Raw genomic sequence first — 17,665 nt, 5'->3', positions numbered from 1 at the left:
TCCAGTACCTGCGCCGCCCGGCGTGGTCCCATTCGGCGGGCGGCGCGGGGTAGACCACGCGTGATTCAGTACGCTGCCCCAGTGTTGCCTCGGATCGCGTTGCTCAGCCTGCACACCTCCCCGGGTGCACGGCCGGGTGCTGGCGACGTCGGGGGGATGAACGTGGTGATCCGTGAGCTAGCCAAGGAGTTGGCCCGGCACGGCTGCACCGTCGACGTCATCACTCGCCGGACCGATCCGCACGAGCCGGAGGCGCGCGAACTCGATCCTGGTGTGCAGTTGCGGGTGGTCACGGCTGGCCCTTGTGAAGTCCGGCCCAAGCGCGAGCACGAGGCTTTCGTGCCGGCTTTCGCTGCCGCTCTAGCCGCAGGCCCGCGGTATGACGTGGTGCATGCCCATCACTGGTACTCGGGCCTGGCGGCCGAGCCCGCGGTCGCACGGTGGGGCGTGCCGCTCGTGCAGTCCTTCCACAGCATCGCGGCCCCGGCGCATACCGACCTGACCGAGGGGGAGCGGCCGGAGTCGCCCGGGCGATTGACCGCGGAGGCTCACCTGGCAGAGCGGGCTGACGCGCTGCTCGCGGTCAGTGCAGCGGAGCGGCGCACGATCATCGAGCGACTCGGCGCGGCTGCCGACCGGGTGCACGTGGTGCCCCCTGGAGTCGATACCGAGCAGTTCCATCCCGCAGCGCCTCGCCGTGAGGGGCGATCACGGGTCGGTGGCCGGGGCTATCTGCTGGTCGCGGCGCGACTCGAACCGCTCAAGGGTGTCGATCTGGCGATCGAGACCCTCGGCCTGCTCGATGGCGACAGTGGTCCCGATCTGGTCATCTGTGGCGGCGCGACGGCCGGCTACGACGACTACGTGGCCTCCTTGCACACCCTTGTTGCCGAACGCGGGCTGGAGGATCGGGTGCGGTTCCTGGAGCCGCAGGACCGGTCCGAGCTCGCCGCGCTCATGCGGGAAGCAACACTCGTGCTCAACCCGTCCCACTCCGAGACGTACGGGCTGACAGCTCTGGAAGCGGCTGCGAGCGGGGTGCCCGTCGTGGTGGCTGCCTCCGGCGGCCTCGTGGAAGCCGTCCGTGACCACGTGACCGGGCGGATCCTCGACTCTCGCGACCCGCGCGACTGGGCGGACGTCGTCGGTGGACTGCTCGCCGACCCGGCCGCCAGGGAACGGATGAGTGCGGCCGGCCGTGCCCATGCTGAACAGCACACGTGGGGCCGGATGGCCGAGGGATCGCTCGCCGTGTATGAGTCCGTCGTTGGTCACAGGAGTGCCCCAGGTGGGGCTTGAACCCACGACCGACGGATTATGAGTCCGCTGCTCTGACCGGCTGAGCTACTGGGGCGGCTCAGCAAGCCTAGTGGTTCCTGGAGGAGTTACCGTCGTAGGTATGAGCCGACGTCGCCAGCTGCCGGACCCCGTTCGCCGCCGGATCGGTACGGGCACCCGTGTCCTCGGGACCGGGGATCTGACCGGGGGTGGGCTCCTGGTCGTGACGACCGTGGGATTGATCACATGGGAGAACGAGGAGATCCACCTGGACCGGCTGTGGTCGGACGTGGACGCGGCCGGATGGGACAGCGAGACAGGGACAGTCACCGTCACCTGGGTGGACGGTGCTGCTGCCACCGACCTGGATGTCGGTGACGGACCACGTACACGTGAGCTGGTCTACGCGATCAAGGAGCGCGTGGACCACTCGCTGGTCCTGCTCGAGACAGTGTCACTGCCCGGAGGAGGTCATCTGCGTGGAGCGATCCGGCGCAACGCCGACGGCAGCCTGTTCTCCCAGGTGACCATCTCCGGGGTGCGCCGTCCTCCGGCGGATGTGCAGGAACGCGCCGAGGCGCTCGAGGCGCGGGTACGTACCGCTGTGGGGCTCGACTGAGGTCGAGTGACTGACCGCCGCAGCGGTTGCTCGACCCGACCGCAGCATGCGGCGTAGGTTATGGCCGGTGCTGGCCGTGACACGGTCAGAGCACCGGCCCCCGTGGGTTAGTATTGTCTGCGCGATCCCTCATAGCTCAATTGGCAGAGCATCCGACTGTTAATCGGACGGTTGTTGGTTCGAGTCCAACTGAGGGAGCAGCAGGGCCCCGCGACCACCAGGTCGCGGGGCCCTTGTCGTCTCCTCGCCCACGGGTGTGCTCTCCTGTGGTGCCGACGGCCCCCGGAGTTGCTGTTGCGCGCTGCCTCGCCCCTTCAAGGGTCGAAAGTTCGGCCCTTGAGGTGCTCAGGGGCCGAAAGATCGGCCCGTGGACCGCCATGGACGGCCCTGGACCGCCCTGGACCGCCCTGGACGGCCCTGGACCGCCCTGGACGGCCCTGGACCGCCCTGGACGGCCCTGGACGGGTGGCGCGGCCGGGGCGCGTCACCAGACGCCCATCACCGCCCGAACAGCGCCCGGGCCTCGTCCCATCGGTGCTGCGGCACGGTCTTGAGTCCGGCGAGGGCCTCGCTCAGATCGACGCGTTCGATCTCTGTTCCGCGGATCGAGACCATCTGACCCCAGCGGCTCTCGTGCACGAGATCCACCGCGGCCATCCCGAACCGGGTGGCGAGCACGCGGTCGAAGCCGGTGGGATTTCCACCGCGTTGCACGTGCCCGAGGATCGTGTTCCGGGTCTCGATCCCGGTGCGCTGCTCGATCTCGGCGGTCACGAGGGCACCCACGCCGCCGAGCCGGGGCCGTCCAGCGGCGTCGGTCCCGTTCTCCGCGAGGACGTCTTCTCGTTCGGCCGGGATGAATCCTTCGGCGACGACCACCAGCGGGGACCGGCCGCGCTCGTGCACGTCCTGCACCCATGCGCAGACCTCCGGCATGCCGACACGCTGCTCGGGTATGAGGACGGCGTGGGCCCCGACGGCCACACCGGAGTGCAAGGCGATCCAGCCGACGTGCCGCCCCATCACCTCGGCGACCATGCAGCGGTGATGGGACTCGCCAGTGGTGCGCAGCCGATCCATCGCGTCCGTAGCGATCGAGACCGCGGTGTCGAAACCGAAGGTGTAGTCGGTGCCCCGCAGATCGTTGTCGATCGTTTTCGGGACGCCGACGATCGGCAGTCCTTCATCGGCGAGGCGCTTGGCACCAGCCAGGCTGCCTTCGCCGCCGATCACCACCAATGCGTCGAGCTCGCGGCGTTGCAGCGTGGTCGCCACGGTCGCCACCCCCGCGTCTGGGCCGTCGAGCGGATTGGTCCGGGACGAGCCGAGGATCGTGCCACCCTCTCCAGCCAAGCCGCGCACATCGGTGCGATCCAGCGCGATGGCGTCGTTGGTCAGGACGCCTTTCCATCCGTGCCGGAATCCGACAAAGGTGTCGTGATGGGTCTTGACCCCATGCAGCACCGCGCCGCGGATCACCGCGTTCAGGCCCGGGCAGTCACCGCCGCTGGTCAGGATGCCGATCTTCATGTCCACCTCCTGGCTGGATGTCCCTGTCAGCGTAGGGGCATGTCGGTGACGGGAGAGTGTCGCCGGTATGTCGGGCAGATGGCGCAACCGCGGCCTACGATCGAGGAGTCCGGTGCGAGGGCGCCCGGGCGAAGGAGGGTGCCATGTCAGAACCCCAGGTGATGGACGACTCCCGGGCGATGGCCACGTCGCAGGATTCGGTTGCCGAGCGGCCGCTGCGCTTCGTCACAGCCGCCAGCATCTTCGACGGGCACGACGCCGCGATCACCCTTATCCGACGCCTTCTGCAGGATCGTGGCGCCGAGGTCATCCACCTCGGGCACAACCGTTCCGTGGTGGAAGTCGTGCGCGCGGCGGTGCAGGAAAGGGCGGACGGCGTGGCTGTCTCGTCCTACCAGGGCGGCCACATGGAGTACTTCACCTACCTCGTGCAGAGCCTGGCCAGCCACGGGGCCGGGCATATCAGCATCTTCGGGGGTGGTGGTGGCACCATCACCACCGAGGAGATGGCGACCCTGCAACGCGCGGGGGTCGAACGGATCTATCACCCCGACGACGCCCTCGAACTCGGCCTCGACGGCATGATCGAGGACCTACTCGAGCGCGCGAAGGCGAGGCGGCAGGACCCAGCCATACCGACCCGTCTGCCGGCGCCCGAGGATGAGCAGGCCGTAGCCCGCCTGCTCAGCGCGATCGAGAACGGCCCTGCAGTCCAGAACGGCCCTGCGCCCGGGAACGGCAGTGCAGCCGATGACGGCGTCTCTCACCTTCTCCAGTCCGCTGACCGGAGCGCAGGGCTGGCTCCGGTGGTCGGGGTGACCGGCACCGGCGGCGCTGGGAAGTCCTCGGTGATCGATGAGTTCCTGCTCCGTTTCCTCGACCGCGACGTTCAGCATCGGATCGCCGTCCTCGCCGTCGATCCGACCCGCCGCCGAACCGGAGGAGCGCTCCTGGGTGACAGGATCCGGCTGAACAGTGCGGGCTCGGAGCGCGTCTTCGTCCGCTCGCTCGCCACCCGGCGCCGTGACGCCTCTCTCAGCGCCGTCGTCGGGAGCAGCATCCGGGCACTGCAAGCCATCGGCTTCGATCTGGTGCTGGTGGAGACCGCTGGAATCGGCCAATCGGATGGTTCGGTGGCCGGCCTGGTGGACGTTCCGGTCTACGTCATGACCAGCGACTACGGCGCGGCCAGCCAGCTCGAGAAGATCGAGATGCTCGACCTCGCGGACCTGGTGATCCTCAACAAGGCCGACCGGCGAGGAGCAGAGGATGCGCTGCGGGACGTGCGCAAGCAGTGGCGGCGCAACCGGCTCGCCTTCGACCTGACGGACGCCGAGATCCCGGTGTACCCCACGGTCGCCAGCCGATTCCGGGACCCGGGTGTGGACGCCGCCTTCGAGGCTCTGTGTGCACGACTCGGCGGGCGCTGGGCGGCACAACCGCCCGCCCAGCCTCGCGCAGATCCCCACGCGGCTGGTGGGCCCGCAGCCGATGCTTTGGTGGTCGGGGCTGACGGGATCATCCCAGCAGACCGGAGCCGGTACCTGGCCGAGATCGCTGAGCACGCGCTCGACACCCGATCCCGCATCGACGACGAATGCCGGAGTGCGGACCGGGTGCAGGCACTGCACCGGGCCCTCGCGGCCGTGGAGGACAGCGAACTCCCCGAGCTCTGGTACCCCTTCGCCGGAACTGCCGATCCCGGTGCCGACAGCACTCACGAGCAACTGCGCGCGGCGTACCAGCAGGCACTCGACGAGCTGAGCGATGATTCACTGGACCTGCTACGGCGATGGCCCGAACGGGCAAGCTCCCTGACGGCTGCTACGGGGCGCTACCGCGTGCGCGGACGGGAGATCGCCGTCGAGAATCGGACGGCCACCCTCAGCGGCACGCCGGTGCCGCGGGTGGCTGCACCGCACTTCGACAGCGCCGGTGACCTGCTGCGTTTCCTGCACACGGAGAACACCCCCGGAGCGTTCCCCTACACCGCGGGGGTCTATCCATACCGGCGCACCGAGGAGCATCCGACGCGCATGTTCGCCGGGGAGGGAACCCCGGAGCAGACCAACCGCAGGTTCCACTACCTCCGTCGCGGTGAGGAGGTCGCACGGCTGTCGACGGCGTTCGACTCGGTCACCCTCTACGGCGAGGATCCGGCGACGCGGCCGGACATCTACGGCAAGGTGGGCAACTCCGGAGTGAGCGTGCCGACGCTGGACGACATGAAACGGCTGTACTCCGGATTCGATCTGTGCGCGCCGGGGACGTCGGTGTCGATGACGATCAACGGACCGGCTCCGACCATCCTCGCGATGTTCTTCCGCACCGCGATCGATCAGCAGGTGGAGAAGTACCTGCGCGCCGATCCCGGGCGATGGGAGGCAGCCCAGGCCCGGATCGCTGCCATGCTCGGCGCGCAGGCGCCGCGCTACCGGGACGAGCTGCCGGCCGGGCACGATGGACTCGGCCTCGGGTTGCTGGGGGTGGACGGAGCCGACCTGGTCGAAGCCGAGACGTATCGCAGGATCCGGTCCGAGACGCTGGCGACCGTCCGTGGCACGGTGCAGGCGGACATCCTGAAGGAGGACCAGGCGCAGAACACCTGCATCTTCGGTATCGACTTCGCGCTGCGGATGATGGGCGATGTGCAGGAGTTCGCGGTGACCGAGGGGGTGCGCAACTTCTACACGGTGTCGGTGTCCGGGTATCACATCGCCGAGGCGGGGGCGAACCCGGTGACCCAGCTCGCGTTCACGCTAGCCAACGGATTCACCCTGCTGGAGTACTACCTCGCCCGGGGCTTGAAGGTCGACGACGTCGCCCCGCACCTGTCGTTCTTCTTCTCCAACGGCATGGACCCCGAGTACGCGGTGATCGGGCGGGTGGCCCGCCGGATTTGGGCGCGTGCCTTGCGGGACCGGTACGGGGCTTCGCCGCGTTCGCAGCTGCTGAAGTACCACATCCAGACCTCCGGACGTTCGCTGCACGCCCAGGAGGTGGAGTTCAACGACATCCGGACCACGTTGCAGGCGTTGTACGCGCAGTTCGATGCCTGCAACAGTCTGCACACCAATGCCTACGACGAGGCTGTGACGACGCCAACCGAGGAGAGCGTGCGACGCGCGGTGGCGATCCAGCTGATCCTGCAGCAGGAACTGGGGTTGAGCCGGTGCGAGAATCCGTGGCAGGGGAGTTTCGTGATGACTGAGCTGACCGACCTCGTCGAGGCGGCCGTGTACGAGGAGTTCGACGCCATCAGCAGGCGCGGGGGAGTGCTGGCCGCGATGGAGACCGGGTATCAGCGTGGGCGCATCCAGGACGAGTCGATGCGCTACGAGCAGGGCAAACATGATGGCTCGCTCCCCATCGTGGGGGTCAACACCTTCCGGCCCCCGGGCGAGACGCAACGCGGTGGCGAGGCGATGCTGGTGCGTGCCGGTGAGCCAGAGAAGGATGCGCAGGTGGAGTCCGTGCGACGCTGGCAGGAGGCGCGCAACCCCACCGATCCGGACGCGCTGCTCCGTCTGCAGCAGGTCGCACGCACCGACGGGAACGTATTCGCTGAACTGCTCCGTGCCGTCGGGTCACACACACTCGGTCAGATCACCCATGCCCTGTACGAGGTCGGAGGGCAGTACCGCCGCGCGATGTAGGCGCAGGCGTGTGGTGCTGGTGAGGTGGCGGTCTCGCGACTACGCTGTAATAACGTTACAACGTCGCCATCCTCGAGCACACTGGAGTCCTCCCATGACCACCGAGGTCGCTGCCACGCGCGCCATCATCAACGCCGACGTCCCAGGCCCGGTGATCAGCCGCCACGTGTACGGGCACTTTGCTGAACACCTGGGCCGCTGCATCTACGGCGGCTTCTACGTCGGTCCAGACAGCGACATCCCGAACGAACGCGGTATCCGTACGGACGTCGTCGAGGCCCTTCGGGCGCTGAAGATCCCGAACTTGCGCTGGCCCGGGGGGTGCTTCGCCGACGAGTACCACTGGATGGACGGGATCGGCCCGAAGGTCGAACGCCCAGCCATGGTCAACACTCACTGGGGCAACGTCGAGGAGAACAACCACTTCGGCACCCACGAGTTCATGGACCTGTGCGAGATGCTGGGCGCTGAGCCATATATCAACGGCAACGTCGGCTCGGGCACGGTGCGCGAGATGGCCGACTGGGTGGAGTACCTCACACGGGAGGGCGATTCACCCATGGTGCGGCTGCGCAAGCAGAACGGGCGCCAGGAGCCGTGGAGGGTGCCGTTCTGGGGTATCGGGAACGAGGCCTGGGGGTGCGGTGGCAATATGTCCGCCCAGCACTATGCGGAGGAGGCGCGACGGTACGCGACCTACTGCCGCGACCACGGTGAGAACACCCTCTACCGGATCGCGGCCGGGGCGAACTCAGACGACTACGTCTGGACCGAGACCCTCATGAAGGCGCTCAACGAGCTCGGTGGATGCGGACGTGACCCGCGCGGGATCTACCAGGCGATCTCGGTGCACTACTACACGATCGCCGGGACCTGGGCGGACAAGGGCAGCTCCACCGAGTTCACCGAGGACGACTACTACGCCACCATGGTCAAGGCAGCCCACACCGATCGCCTGCTGCGCGGGCACTCCACGGTGATGGACAACTACGACCCGGAGAAGAAGGTCGGTCTCGTCCTCGACGAGTGGGGCACGTGGTGGAACGTGGAACCGGGCACCAATCCGGGATTCCTGTACCAGCAGAACACCATGCGTGACGCGCTGGTGGCGAGCACCCACTTCGACATCTTCCACCGGCACGCCGACCGCCTCGTCATGGCGAACATCGCCCAGACGGTGAACGTGCTCCAGGCGATGATCCTCACCGATCCGGATTCGGGGGCTCTGGTCCTCACGCCGACCTATCACGTGTTCGAGATGAACGCCGGTCATCAGGATGCTCAGAGCCTCCGCGTCGACGTTCCGGGCGGTCTGCCGCAGCGTGCGGTGAACGAGGAGACCCTGGCGACGGTCTCGGTCTCGGCCAGCCGGAAGGACGGGAAGGTGCTCGTCTCACTGTCGAACTTGGACGCTGTCGAGCCTGCTGCGGTTCACCTCGATCTGCGCGGGTGCACGGTGAGCGGCGTCGAGAGCCGAATCTTGACCGCACCGAACCTGGCCGAGCACAACACGCCCGAGGCGCCTGCCGCGGTCGCGCCGCAGGTGCACGAGGGACTGCGAGTCGACGAGGGCGGTCTGCACGTGGAGTTGCCGGCGCATTCCTTCGTGACCGTGAGCGTCACCGTCGACTGACGGGCAGGCGGGCTGTCGTGGGATGGCCCGCCCGGTCACCGGGCCGGGTGGGCAGTCCTGTCCATGGGCGGGGGCAGCGCCCGGGCCGGTTGTTCTCTACGATGATCGCTGTCCGAGGGAACTGACCAGGGAGCCGCAATGGGACACCGATTCAACCCGCCACCCGGGTGGCCGACGCCGCCGCCGGGATGGGAGCCGCCCGAGGGTTGGCAACCCGACCCGACCTGGCCGCCTGCTCCGCAGGGCTGGCAGTTCTGGGTTCCCGACGGCGTCCCTTCCGCTCCCGTTGACGCTGGTGGCACCGAAGCACCTGCGCCCGGGGGAGCGCAGCACCCGCCGGTGCCGCAGGCTTCCGCCCCGTCGCCCTTTGCGCCGGCCGAGCCGCAGCCGACACAGACCCAGCCGGCCGAGCCGCAGCCGGTGGAGGGCGACAGCGCATCGGTGCCCGAGGAGGACGGTCGAGCGGAAGCCGATGCGGGGCTCACCTCGGAAACTGATCCCGTCGCCGGACCGCCCGCTGAGCAGCACACCGAGCAGTTGGCCCAGCCGACCGAACAACTGGCCCAGCCGACGGAACAGTTCCCGGCGTCGGCACCCCAGTCCGGCGTGCCGGGCTACCTCGGTGGCGCCGGCACGCCAGGCCAGGCCGGCAGCACGGGCGCGCCCGACTCAGTCACTGGTGCCGGTCACGAGGGATTCGCTCCGGGCCAGGGTGGCGCTGCGCAGCCATACCCGCAGGGGCAGTTCGGGCAGCAGGCGCACGCGCACAGTTCCGGTCAGTTCAGCAGTTCCTCCCAGCCAGGTCCGAGCGGATTCGACCCGAGTCAGCCTCAGGCGCCGGTGCCCGGGCAGTACGCACCGGCCGATGGCGCGGCCCGGCCGTACACCGCGTCCTACGCCGCTGCGCCCGCTCCCGGCAGTAGTGGGCCGTGGGGTCAGGGGCCCGCTGGTAGTGCAGCACCGGGGCCTGGCGGGCCGCCGCCCGGCGGACCTGGCCAGAAGAAGAGCCGTACGGGTCTGATCATCGGTGTCGTCGTGCTGATCGCCGTCGTCGTGATCGGCGGAATCGCGCTGGCACTGAGCCTGATCTTCGGGGGCGAGGACGAGCCGGAGCCTGTGGTCGAACCGACCAGTACGAGCGAACCGACCGATGATCCGACCACCAGCGAGCCCACGGACGAGCCCACCACCGATGAGCCGACCGAAGAGCCGACACAGGAGCCCACCGACGATGGCGGTGGATCCGGCGCTCTGACCGGTGACTACGAGGTACTGAGCCCGTCCGACCCCGCGATCGTCACTGACGATGGCACGCCGATCGTGGAGGTCCGGCTGCTGCAGGTGGAACGCAACTGGCAGCCGGATCCGAATTCCTTCATCTGCGCCGAGGCCGAGGGTGAGTACGTGGCGATGGAGTTCGAGTTCACCACACTGCCCGAGCTTGCGGACTACTCGGAGGGCACCTGGAGTTTCAGCACCTTCGAGCTCGGCCTCCTCGACACCGGAGGCAACAAGATGGCCGATATCAGCGCTTTCGCGGGGCTGTTCTGTCTGGACGAGTCACAGCAGGCACCCTCGGACATGAGCCCGGGGGAGACCTACACGGGCTGGGCTCTGATGGATGCCCCGCGCGAGCCGGGCGGCATCTTGTGGGAACCGTGGCTTGATTTCACCGGCGAGGTCCCCACCTATGCCTGGGACCTAGCTGACTTCTGACGCGCACGCGTGGGCGCGACCTTGGTGACGCGCCCACGCGGATCAGCTCGCCCGCGTGATCGATGAGGTGGCGGCCCGCTCGTGGCAGGATGGTGCGCCATGGCCATTCGTGACATCCGCGTGGTCGGGGATCCCGTGCTGCGCACTCGCTGTGCCCCGATCGAGCGCATCGACGACCGGATCCGCGGGCTCGTGACCGATCTGCTGGAGACCGTGGACCGGGACGGTCGGGCGGGGCTGGCGGCGAACCAGATCGGAGTCGACCTGCGCGCCTTCTCCTGGAATGTCGAGGGCGAACTGGGCTACGTGCTGAACCCGCAGCTGGTCGAGATCTCCGACGAGATCCAGGGTGGTGACGAGGGTTGCCTCTCAGTACCCGGGCTGTACTACCCGACCCAGCGAGCCACCTACGCACGTGTCGAAGGTACCGATCTGGAGGGCCGGCCCGTCCGGGTCGAGGGGGAGGGTCTGATGGCCCGCTGCCTGCAGCACGAATGCGACCATCTGGACGGACGGCTCTACCTCTCCCGGCTCGATGCCGAGGTGCGGCGGGAGGCGATGCGGGAGGTCCGTCTCCGCTTCTGACACCCCGGAAGCGGTTCAGGGGTGCACGAATGGCTGGTGATGAGGCATGATGGGGCACGCAAGCCGTGAGTCGTTCAGGACTGTGCAGGGCCGAGGACGTTGGGGAAGACGCATCTCGACCACACACAGGAGGGAACGGCATGTCAGGTGTGATCACCCGCGGCGTATTTTTCGTGCACTCGGCGCCCCGTGCACTCTGCCCGCATGTCGAATGGGCGGCAGGCTCGGTGCTGGAGGGCCAGACGTCCTTCGATTGGGCCGCACAACCCGCAGCACCCGGGATGTACCGGGCCGAGACGTCCTGGATGGGACCTGCTGGCACTGCCGCTCGTCTGGCCTCGGCCCTGCGTGGGTGGACTCACCTGCGATATGAGGTCACCGAGGAGCCGAGCCGGGGCGTCGACGGTGGCCGGTGGTCGCACACGCCCGAGCTGGGGATCTTCCACACGCAGGTCGATGCGCACGGCAACAACGTCATCCCCGAGGACCGGGTACGTGCGGCGATGGAGCATGTCGGTGATCCGTCGCGGATGTCACGTGAGCTGGAGCTCGCCCTCGGACAGGCTTGGGACGATGAGCTGGAGCCGTTCCGCTACGCGGGCGCGGGCGTACCGGTGCGCTGGTTGCACCGTGTGGGCTGACTATGGGCTGACTGTGAGATCGCTGGTGACTCGCTGCCAGCTGACCGGTCGCTGAACACTCGTCACGCATGACGGCGGCCGGTCACCCAGGGTGACCGGCCGCCGTCATGGTCGTGCGGTCAGACTCAGGCGTTCGTCACCACCAGGGCGACGTTGTGCCCGCCGAATCCGAAGGCGTTGTTCACCGCGGCGATCTGCCCGGACGGCAAGTCACGCGGGGCATCGCGAACGAGGTCGATCGGCAGGCCGGGTTCGGGGTTGGCCACGTTGATCGTCGGCGGCGCCTTGCGGTCGCGCACGGCGAGGATCGTGAACAAGGACTCCAGTGCGCCGGCACCACCGAGGAGGTGGCCGGTCATCGACTTCGTCGCCGAGACCGCGATGTGGTCGGCGTCATCGCCCAGCGTGGCGCGGATCGCCGCAGCCTCGACGCCATCGCCGGCAGGCGTGGACGTGGCGTGGGCGTTCACATGCACCAGGTCAGCCGGGGTGATCCCGGCGTTCTCCAACGCCAGGCGCAGCGCACGCGACTGACCGGCACCGGAGGGGTCGGGAGGGGCGACGTCGTAGGCGTCGGCACTCATCCCGACACCGGCGATGCGAGCGTAGATGGTCGCTCCGCGGGCGAGCGCGTGGTCTTCCCGCTCGAGCACCAGGACGGCGGCGCCCTCACCGAGGACGAAACCGTCGCGATCCACGTCGTAGGGCCGTGAGGCACCCGCCGGATCGTCGTTGCGGGTGGACAGCGCCTGCATCTTCGCGAACGAGGCGATCGGGAGTGGATGGGTGGCGGCCTCGGTGCCACCGGCGACGACCATGTCGGCACGCCCGGTGCGGATCATCTCCAAGGCATAGCCGATGGCCTCCGCGCCGGAGGCGCAGGCCGAGACAGGGGTGTGGGAACCGGCCTTCGCGCCGACCTCGATGGAGACGTAGGCCGCCGGGGAGTTGGGCATGAGCATCGGCACGGTCAGCGGAAGGACGCGCCGGACACCCTTCTCCTTGATGGTGTCCCATGCGTTGACGAGGGTCGTGACGCCGCCAATACCGGAGGCCACTACGGTGCCAAGGCGTTCGCCGTCGATCTCCGGAGCGCCTGCGTCGGCCCAAGCCTCACGGGCCGCGATCATCGCGAACTGCGCGCTGGGGTCCATCCGCCGCATCTCGGGGCGAGCCAGCACGTCCTCGGCCGGAACAGCCAGCTGTCCGGCGAAGGTCACGGGCAGGTCGTACCGACTGACCCAGTCGTAGGTGAGGGTGCGGACCCCGGACCGGCCCGCGAGGGCTCCGGCCCACGTGCTCTCGACGTCGCCACCAAGGGGATTAGTGGTGCCGAGTCCGGTGACGACGACATTCGGCTGGTCGGTCATGGCTAGTCTCCGTCAGGAAAGTTGGGGTGAGTGTTCGGGCCGGGCGCGTCACCGGTGAGGTGACGCGCCCGGCCGCGCCGGATGGGCGGCGCGTAACGTCAGGCCTGGGCCTGGGCGATGAACGCGACCGCGTCACCCACGGTGGTGAGGTTCTTGACCTCTTCGTCCGGGATGCGGACCTCGAACTTCTCCTCGGCCAGGGTGACGATCGTCATCATCGACAGCGAGTCGATGTCGAGGTCGTCGGTGAACGACTTGTCCGCCTGGACGGCGTCCGTAGCCAGTCCGGTTTCCTCGTTCACGATCTCCGCCAGACCGGCGAGGATCTCCTCGTTGCTGTTCGCCATGGGTTCTCCGTTTCTTGGTGTTCGACGTGAGTCGGGTCCAGTGTTGCCGACAGTGAGCCCGCATCGCCATTCGGCGCGCGGGGGCCCTCGTCGGTCAGGGCCAGGTGTGAGGCGCGTTCAGGGGAGGATGACGACTTGCCCGGCGTAGACCAGGCCGGCCCCGAAGCCGATCTGGAGCGCGATGTCGCCGCTGTGGGCCTGCCCCTCGCGGAGGAGGCGTTCGGTGGCGAGCGGTACCGACGCTGCAGAGGTGTTGCCGGTGTCGGCAATGTCACGGCCGACCACGACGTCCTCGCGGAAGTCGATCAGCTTCAACAGCTGGTCGGTGATACGCATATTGGCCTGGTGCGGGATGAAGACATCGATGTCGGAGAGCTCCAGCCCGGCCGCAGCGACCGCGCGCCGGGCGATCTCCGGCATCGACGAGATCACCCATTTGAACACCGTCGGGCCCTGCTGGCGCAGCGTGGGGGAGGTGATCTGGCTGACCTCCTCGGCTAGCTCCGGAGTGTCGGTCGGGACAGGCTCACCGAGCTCGGCCCGCCGGTAGTCCAGCCACGAATGCGTCTGGTAGATCGCGCCGGCCTGTCCACCGTCACTGCCCCAGACGGTGGGGGCGATCCCGGGAGTGTCCGACGGTCCGACGACCGCCGCACCGGCACCGTCGCCGAGCAGGAAGGAGATGGACCGGTCGGTGGGGTCGATGAAGTCGCTCATCTTCTCCACGCCGATGACGAGCACATGCTCGGCGGCACCGGATCGGACCATCGCGTCCGCCTGGGCGATGCCGTAGCAGTAGCCGGCGCAGGCGGCGGAGATGTCGTACGCCGCCGCGGGGGTGGCGCCGATCGCGTCCGCCACCATTGCCGCGAGCGAGGGTGTCTGCTCGAAGTGTGTCACCGTCGAGACGAGTACCGCGCCGATATCGCTACCGGTCAGCGATGCCTTGGCCAGGACGTCCTGCGCGGCGCCGACGGCCAGATCCTTGACGGTCGTGTCACTGTTCGCGCGTGCCCGGCTGCGGATTCCCGTGCGCTGGCGGATCCACTCGTCCGAGGAGTTGATCGGGCCGACGATGTCGTCGTTCGGGACGAGGTTCTCGCCGCGGACCCCACCGACGGAGAGCAGGCGGCTGCCGGCGACCGTCGGGCGCTGGGCGAGTGCGGGCTTGGACATCAGGACTCCCTCGTGGAGCGGGTGCGGATGATCAGGTCGACTGCGGCATCGAGGTCGTCGGGGGACTTCAACGCGACGGTCTCCACCCCACGCATGCTGCGGCGCGCCAGGCCGGTGAGGACTCCCGCCGGGGCGAGCTCGACAGCGGCGGTGACCTCCGCCGTCAGCATGGCCTCCTGGCACAGGTCCCACCGCACAGGTGAAGAGATCTGCGCCACGAGCCCGGCGAGCGCCTCCCCACCCGAGGTGATCGTATTGCCGGCCGCGTTGCTGAGCAGTCGCACGGCCGGGTCGGCAGGGGAGAGGCCATCGGCGACGGCCTGCACCGCTTGGACGGCGGGGGACATGTAGGAGGTGTGGAAGGCGCCGGCAACCGCGAGCGGGATCACCCGGGCTCGCGCCGGCGGGTCGGCCTCGAGTGCTCGCAGGTCCGTCAGCAGTCCGGCTGCCACCACCTGCCCGCCGGCGTTGACGTTCGCTCCGACGAGATCGTGGGCGGCCAGGGCCGCCTCCACCTCCGCCGGCTGCCCACCGACGACGGCGCTCATCCCGGTCTCCGCGCGTCCGGCCGCCTCGGCCATGGCTGCTCCGCGCACGCCGACGAGGTGGAGTGCGTCGGTGGGGGTCAGGACCCCGGCCGAGGCCGCAGCGGCGAACTCGCCGACTGAATGCCCGGCGGCGATGTCCACCCAGTCGGACGTGCCGGCCAGCGAGGCCTCGCGGGTGACCAACGCCGCCTGCAGGGCGTGCAGGCTCAGCAGCGAGGCGGCCACGATCAGCGGCTGTGCCACGGCCGTGTCCTTGATCGTCTCCGCATCGGCGGTGGTGCCGAGTGTGCGCAGATCGAGCCCGGCGGCCTCGGCACAGGCGCTGAGCAGGTCGTCCGTGCCGGGCACCTCGAGCCATGGGCCGAGCATGCCGGGAGCCTGCGCTCCTTGTCCTGGACTGAGTAGTGCGATCACCGTTCTCACCTTTCCGTCGTCGGTGGTGATCCGGGCACGACGGATTGCACCAGGTTGTTTCGGGGCGTTTGTGCACATCCTACAAATCGGGTGCTGGTCATAGCGCCACACCCTCGGCGAGCTTGCCGACGGCGATCGCGATCTGCAGGACGAATCCCTCCCGCGCATCGACGGGGTCCCACCCGGTGACCGTCGCGATCCGCCGCAACCGGTAGCGCACGGTGTTCGGGTGCACGTACAGCTGACGGGCGGTCGCCTCCAGTGAACGCCCCTCGTTCAGGTACACGCTCAGGGTCTGCAGCAACGGTCCGCCCACGGCCTGCAACGGCGTGTACACCTCGGCCAACAATGTGCGGCGGGCATCCCGGTCGCCGGTGAGGACACGCTCGGGCAACAGCTCGTCGGCGAGTACCGGGCGCGGGGCGCTCGGCCAGGCACGGACGGCGTCCAGCGCCGAGAGGGCAGCGCGTGCGGAACGCCCCGCATCCGCAAGCTCGGGCACCTCCGGGCCGATCACGACCGGTCCCGGCCCGAACCTGTCCAGCAGGGCGTGCGCCTGCTCACGCAGGTTTCCCTCGCCGCCGAGCACGACCACCAGGCGATTGCCTTGGATGCCCACCAGCGCATCCTGAGCGGTTCGCCGGGCGGCGCGGCGCAGTTCGGCGGCACCGACCTCGTCCAGCGTCTCCTCCGCCGTACCCGCCATCACCAGTGTGCTGCCACGGCCGGCCCAGCCGAGCGCGGCCACGCGCGAGTGCAGCGAATCGTCGGGATCGCCCCGCAGCAGCGAATCGACGACGAGCGCTTCCAGGCGTGCGTCCCACGCGCCACGGCTCTCGGCCGCGCGGGCGTAGACCTCGGCGGCGGAGAAGGCGACCTCGCGCGAGTACAGCAGCACCGCCTCCCGCAACGCGGCCTGCTGACCGGGGGCGGCCAGCTCCTCGGTGTGCCCTTCCACGATCTCGACGACGATCCGGACCAGCTGCAGGGTGTGCTGCAGTGAGATGGAGCGAGTCAGCTCGGGCGGTGCGGCGCGGAAGATCTCGGCGGCGTTGTAGGAACCGCGGCCCGGATTCTCGTACCAGGTGATGAAACTGGCGATACCGGATTGGGCGACCAGCCCGATCCACGAGCGATCCTCGGCAGGTAGAGCCCGGTACCAGGGCAGTTCGGCGTCCAGACGCCGCATGGCGGCAGCGGTGAGCAGATCCGTCCCGCCGCGCAGCCTGCGGACCATCTCCGGGGTCGAGGAGTCACCCCGCGCACTCGTCATGCGCCGAGGGTACCCCCTGCGATTGTGGGAATCCCACAAAACTCTATGCCGCCCACGCGGCGGATACAGCCGTCACGGGAGCGCGGGTGGGCCACGAGGTGCTCGGATACGCTGGACGCATGTCCTTGATCAAGCGCCTGCGAGACGTCTTCCGCCCTGCTCCGAGCCGTCCCCAGGCGCAGGCGCGGGTCACATCGGCGCCGCCGCCACCGGATGCGGAGGCCGAGGCGGGACTGCGGGCGCGGCTCGAGGAGGACCCGAACGACGTCGAGGCATTCTCCACCCTCGCGGAGATCGTGCGACGGCGTGCTGCCGAGGTCGAGCATCCGGACCCGCTGACTGCTGATGTCGCTCCGGTGACCAGTTCCCGGGAGGCGGATACGGCGCACTGGGCCCTGGCGGAGGAACTGGCGGGGCGCCCACGGGGCTGGTACCCGTTGATCGAACTGGCGCGCCTGTCCCTCGAGGACGACAAGGAGGGCGCCATGCGACGGCTCGGTGCAGCCTGCGAGCGGGAGACGTCCGGACTGGCGCTCATCGAGGGAATCAAGATGCTCCGCGCTGCCCATCTGCCCGCCGAGGCGCTCGGGCTGGGTGTCGGGCACTGGTCCCCGGCTGAGCAGTCACCCGAGGCGGGGCGCCAGATTGTCGAAGCAGCGCTGGAAGCGGCTCGGGTCACCGATGCCCGCCGGCACCTGCGGGACCTGGCCGAGCTGAGTACTCACCACGACACGCCACGCATCGTTGCCGAGCTGGAGCCTTTCGTGGCGCGGGCAGAATCCGACGCGAGCACGGTGGACTGAGCCCGCACCGTCTGCGGCCAAGGCTCCATACACGGCGGCGGAGCCCACCATGATGCAGGTGAGCTCCGCCGTCGTG

The 17,665-nt window shown here is 68.9% G+C and carries 14 protein-coding genes and 2 tRNA genes; 9 read left to right on the top strand and 7 right to left on the bottom strand.

Annotated features, from left to right (window positions below; all coding sequences use genetic code 11):
• Positions 1 to 81 precede the first annotated feature (81 nt).
• The gene (locus tag IM660_RS10850) at positions 82 to 1,299 is read left to right on the top strand and encodes a glycosyltransferase (protein WP_246464904.1); all 1,218 of its coding nucleotides are present in this window, start codon (positions 82 to 84) and stop codon (positions 1,297 to 1,299) included.
• On the opposite strand, the gene IM660_RS10845 is transcribed toward IM660_RS10850, so the two are convergent.
• Positions 1,281 to 1,354: transfer RNA gene (locus tag IM660_RS10845), tRNA-Ile, on the bottom strand. The two genes, IM660_RS10850 and IM660_RS10845, sit on opposite strands and share 19 nt — an antisense overlap.
• 45 nt (positions 1,355 to 1,399) lie before the next feature.
• On the opposite strand from IM660_RS10845, the gene IM660_RS10840 reads away from it, so the two are divergent.
• Together IM660_RS10840 and IM660_RS10835 are read left to right on the top strand one after the other, a co-directional pair.
• Positions 1,400 to 1,897: a hypothetical protein gene (locus IM660_RS10840; protein WP_193495445.1), complete on the top strand. Its 498-nt coding sequence runs from the start codon at positions 1,400 to 1,402 to the stop codon at positions 1,895 to 1,897.
• Between the two features lie 125 nt (positions 1,898 to 2,022).
• Positions 2,023 to 2,095, top strand: a tRNA-Asn gene (locus IM660_RS10835).
• A 300-nt stretch (positions 2,096 to 2,395) separates the two neighbouring features.
• Here the strand turns inward: IM660_RS10835 and IM660_RS10830 are convergent.
• Positions 2,396 to 3,427: a 6-phosphofructokinase gene (locus IM660_RS10830; RefSeq protein WP_193495443.1), complete on the bottom strand. Its 1,032-nt coding sequence runs from the start codon at positions 3,425 to 3,427 to the stop codon at positions 2,396 to 2,398.
• A 143-nt stretch (positions 3,428 to 3,570) separates the two neighbouring features.
• Here IM660_RS10830 and IM660_RS10825 point away from each other — a divergent pair, with 143 nt between their 5' ends.
• The 5 genes from IM660_RS10825 to IM660_RS10805 all read left to right on the top strand — a co-directional run bounded on the left by IM660_RS10825 (position 3,571) and on the right by IM660_RS10805 (position 11,658).
• Positions 3,571 to 7,083 (top strand): methylmalonyl-CoA mutase family protein, encoded by a 3,513-nt coding sequence (locus IM660_RS10825; RefSeq protein ID WP_210768960.1) that lies wholly within the window; start codon positions 3,571 to 3,573, stop codon positions 7,081 to 7,083.
• Between the two features lie 94 nt (positions 7,084 to 7,177).
• Positions 7,178 to 8,716, top strand: coding sequence for an alpha-N-arabinofuranosidase (locus tag IM660_RS10820; protein ID WP_193495441.1), 1,539 nt, complete (start codon positions 7,178 to 7,180; stop codon positions 8,714 to 8,716).
• Between the two features lie 138 nt (positions 8,717 to 8,854).
• Complete coding sequence (locus tag IM660_RS10815; protein WP_193495439.1) at positions 8,855 to 10,432, top strand: hypothetical protein; 1,578 nt, start codon at positions 8,855 to 8,857, stop codon at positions 10,430 to 10,432.
• A 99-nt stretch (positions 10,433 to 10,531) separates the two neighbouring features.
• Positions 10,532 to 11,017, top strand: coding sequence for a peptide deformylase (gene def, locus IM660_RS10810; protein WP_193495438.1), 486 nt, complete (start codon positions 10,532 to 10,534; stop codon positions 11,015 to 11,017).
• A 140-nt stretch (positions 11,018 to 11,157) separates the two neighbouring features.
• Entirely contained in the window at positions 11,158 to 11,658 is a 501-nt protein-coding gene (locus tag IM660_RS10805; protein ID WP_193495437.1) for a DUF3145 domain-containing protein, read from the top strand.
• Positions 11,659 to 11,783: 125 nt separating this feature from the next.
• Here the strand turns inward: IM660_RS10805 and IM660_RS10800 are convergent, their stop codons facing one another.
• The 5 genes from IM660_RS10800 to IM660_RS10780 form a co-directional block, all read right to left on the bottom strand.
• Positions 11,784 to 13,028: a beta-ketoacyl-[acyl-carrier-protein] synthase family protein gene (locus IM660_RS10800; protein WP_193495435.1), complete on the bottom strand. Its 1,245-nt coding sequence runs from the start codon at positions 13,026 to 13,028 to the stop codon at positions 11,784 to 11,786.
• Between the two features lie 98 nt (positions 13,029 to 13,126).
• Positions 13,127 to 13,375, bottom strand: a complete 249-nt coding sequence (locus IM660_RS10795; protein WP_159620681.1) for an acyl carrier protein — start codon at positions 13,373 to 13,375, stop codon at positions 13,127 to 13,129.
• A 117-nt stretch (positions 13,376 to 13,492) separates the two neighbouring features.
• Positions 13,493 to 14,551 carry a beta-ketoacyl-ACP synthase III gene (locus IM660_RS10790; RefSeq protein ID WP_193495434.1) on the bottom strand — a complete coding sequence of 353 codons (1,059 nt, stop codon included), beginning with the start codon at positions 14,549 to 14,551 and terminating at the stop codon, positions 13,493 to 13,495.
• Positions 14,551 to 15,513: an ACP S-malonyltransferase gene (locus tag IM660_RS10785; protein WP_193495432.1), complete on the bottom strand. Its 963-nt coding sequence runs from the start codon at positions 15,511 to 15,513 to the stop codon at positions 14,551 to 14,553. Before IM660_RS10785 ends, IM660_RS10790 begins: the two co-directional genes overlap by 1 nt.
• Before the next feature lie 97 nt (positions 15,514 to 15,610).
• Complete coding sequence (locus IM660_RS10780; RefSeq protein ID WP_193495430.1) at positions 15,611 to 16,786, bottom strand: PucR family transcriptional regulator; 1,176 nt, start codon at positions 16,784 to 16,786, stop codon at positions 15,611 to 15,613.
• A 119-nt stretch (positions 16,787 to 16,905) separates the two neighbouring features.
• Between IM660_RS10780 and IM660_RS10775 the strand changes: the two genes are divergently transcribed.
• The gene (locus tag IM660_RS10775; protein ID WP_193495428.1) at positions 16,906 to 17,589 is read left to right on the top strand and encodes a hypothetical protein; all 684 of its coding nucleotides are present in this window, start codon (positions 16,906 to 16,908) and stop codon (positions 17,587 to 17,589) included.
• Positions 17,590 to 17,665 lie beyond the last annotated feature (76 nt).

This window comes from Ruania alkalisoli (assembly GCF_014960965.1).
GTDB lineage: Bacteria > Actinomycetota > Actinomycetes > Actinomycetales > Beutenbergiaceae > Ruania > Ruania alkalisoli.
The sequence above is the reverse complement of the archived record's forward strand: the minus strand, read 5'-3'. Positions and strand labels throughout refer to the sequence as shown.

Coding starts and splice junctions, on each gene's coding strand:
- IM660_RS10840 (WP_193495445.1), top strand. CDS start 1,400: ATGAGCCGACGTCGCCAGCTGCCGGACCCCGTTCGCCGCCGGATCGGT.
- IM660_RS10830 (WP_193495443.1), bottom strand. CDS start 3,427: ATGAAGATCGGCATCCTGACCAGCGGCGGTGACTGCCCGGGCCTGAAC.
- IM660_RS10825 (WP_210768960.1), top strand. CDS start 3,571: ATGTCAGAACCCCAGGTGATGGACGACTCCCGGGCGATGGCCACGTCG.
- IM660_RS10820 (WP_193495441.1), top strand. CDS start 7,178: ATGACCACCGAGGTCGCTGCCACGCGCGCCATCATCAACGCCGACGTC.
- IM660_RS10815 (WP_193495439.1), top strand. CDS start 8,855: ATGGGACACCGATTCAACCCGCCACCCGGGTGGCCGACGCCGCCGCCG.
- def (WP_193495438.1), top strand. CDS start 10,532: ATGGCCATTCGTGACATCCGCGTGGTCGGGGATCCCGTGCTGCGCACT.
- IM660_RS10805 (WP_193495437.1), top strand. CDS start 11,158: ATGTCAGGTGTGATCACCCGCGGCGTATTTTTCGTGCACTCGGCGCCC.
- IM660_RS10800 (WP_193495435.1), bottom strand. CDS start 13,028: ATGACCGACCAGCCGAATGTCGTCGTCACCGGACTCGGCACCACTAAT.
- IM660_RS10795 (WP_159620681.1), bottom strand. CDS start 13,375: ATGGCGAACAGCAACGAGGAGATCCTCGCCGGTCTGGCGGAGATCGTG.
- IM660_RS10790 (WP_193495434.1), bottom strand. CDS start 14,551: ATGTCCAAGCCCGCACTCGCCCAGCGCCCGACGGTCGCCGGCAGCCGC.
- IM660_RS10780 (WP_193495430.1), bottom strand. CDS start 16,786: ATGACGAGTGCGCGGGGTGACTCCTCGACCCCGGAGATGGTCCGCAGG.
- IM660_RS10775 (WP_193495428.1), top strand. CDS start 16,906: ATGTCCTTGATCAAGCGCCTGCGAGACGTCTTCCGCCCTGCTCCGAGC.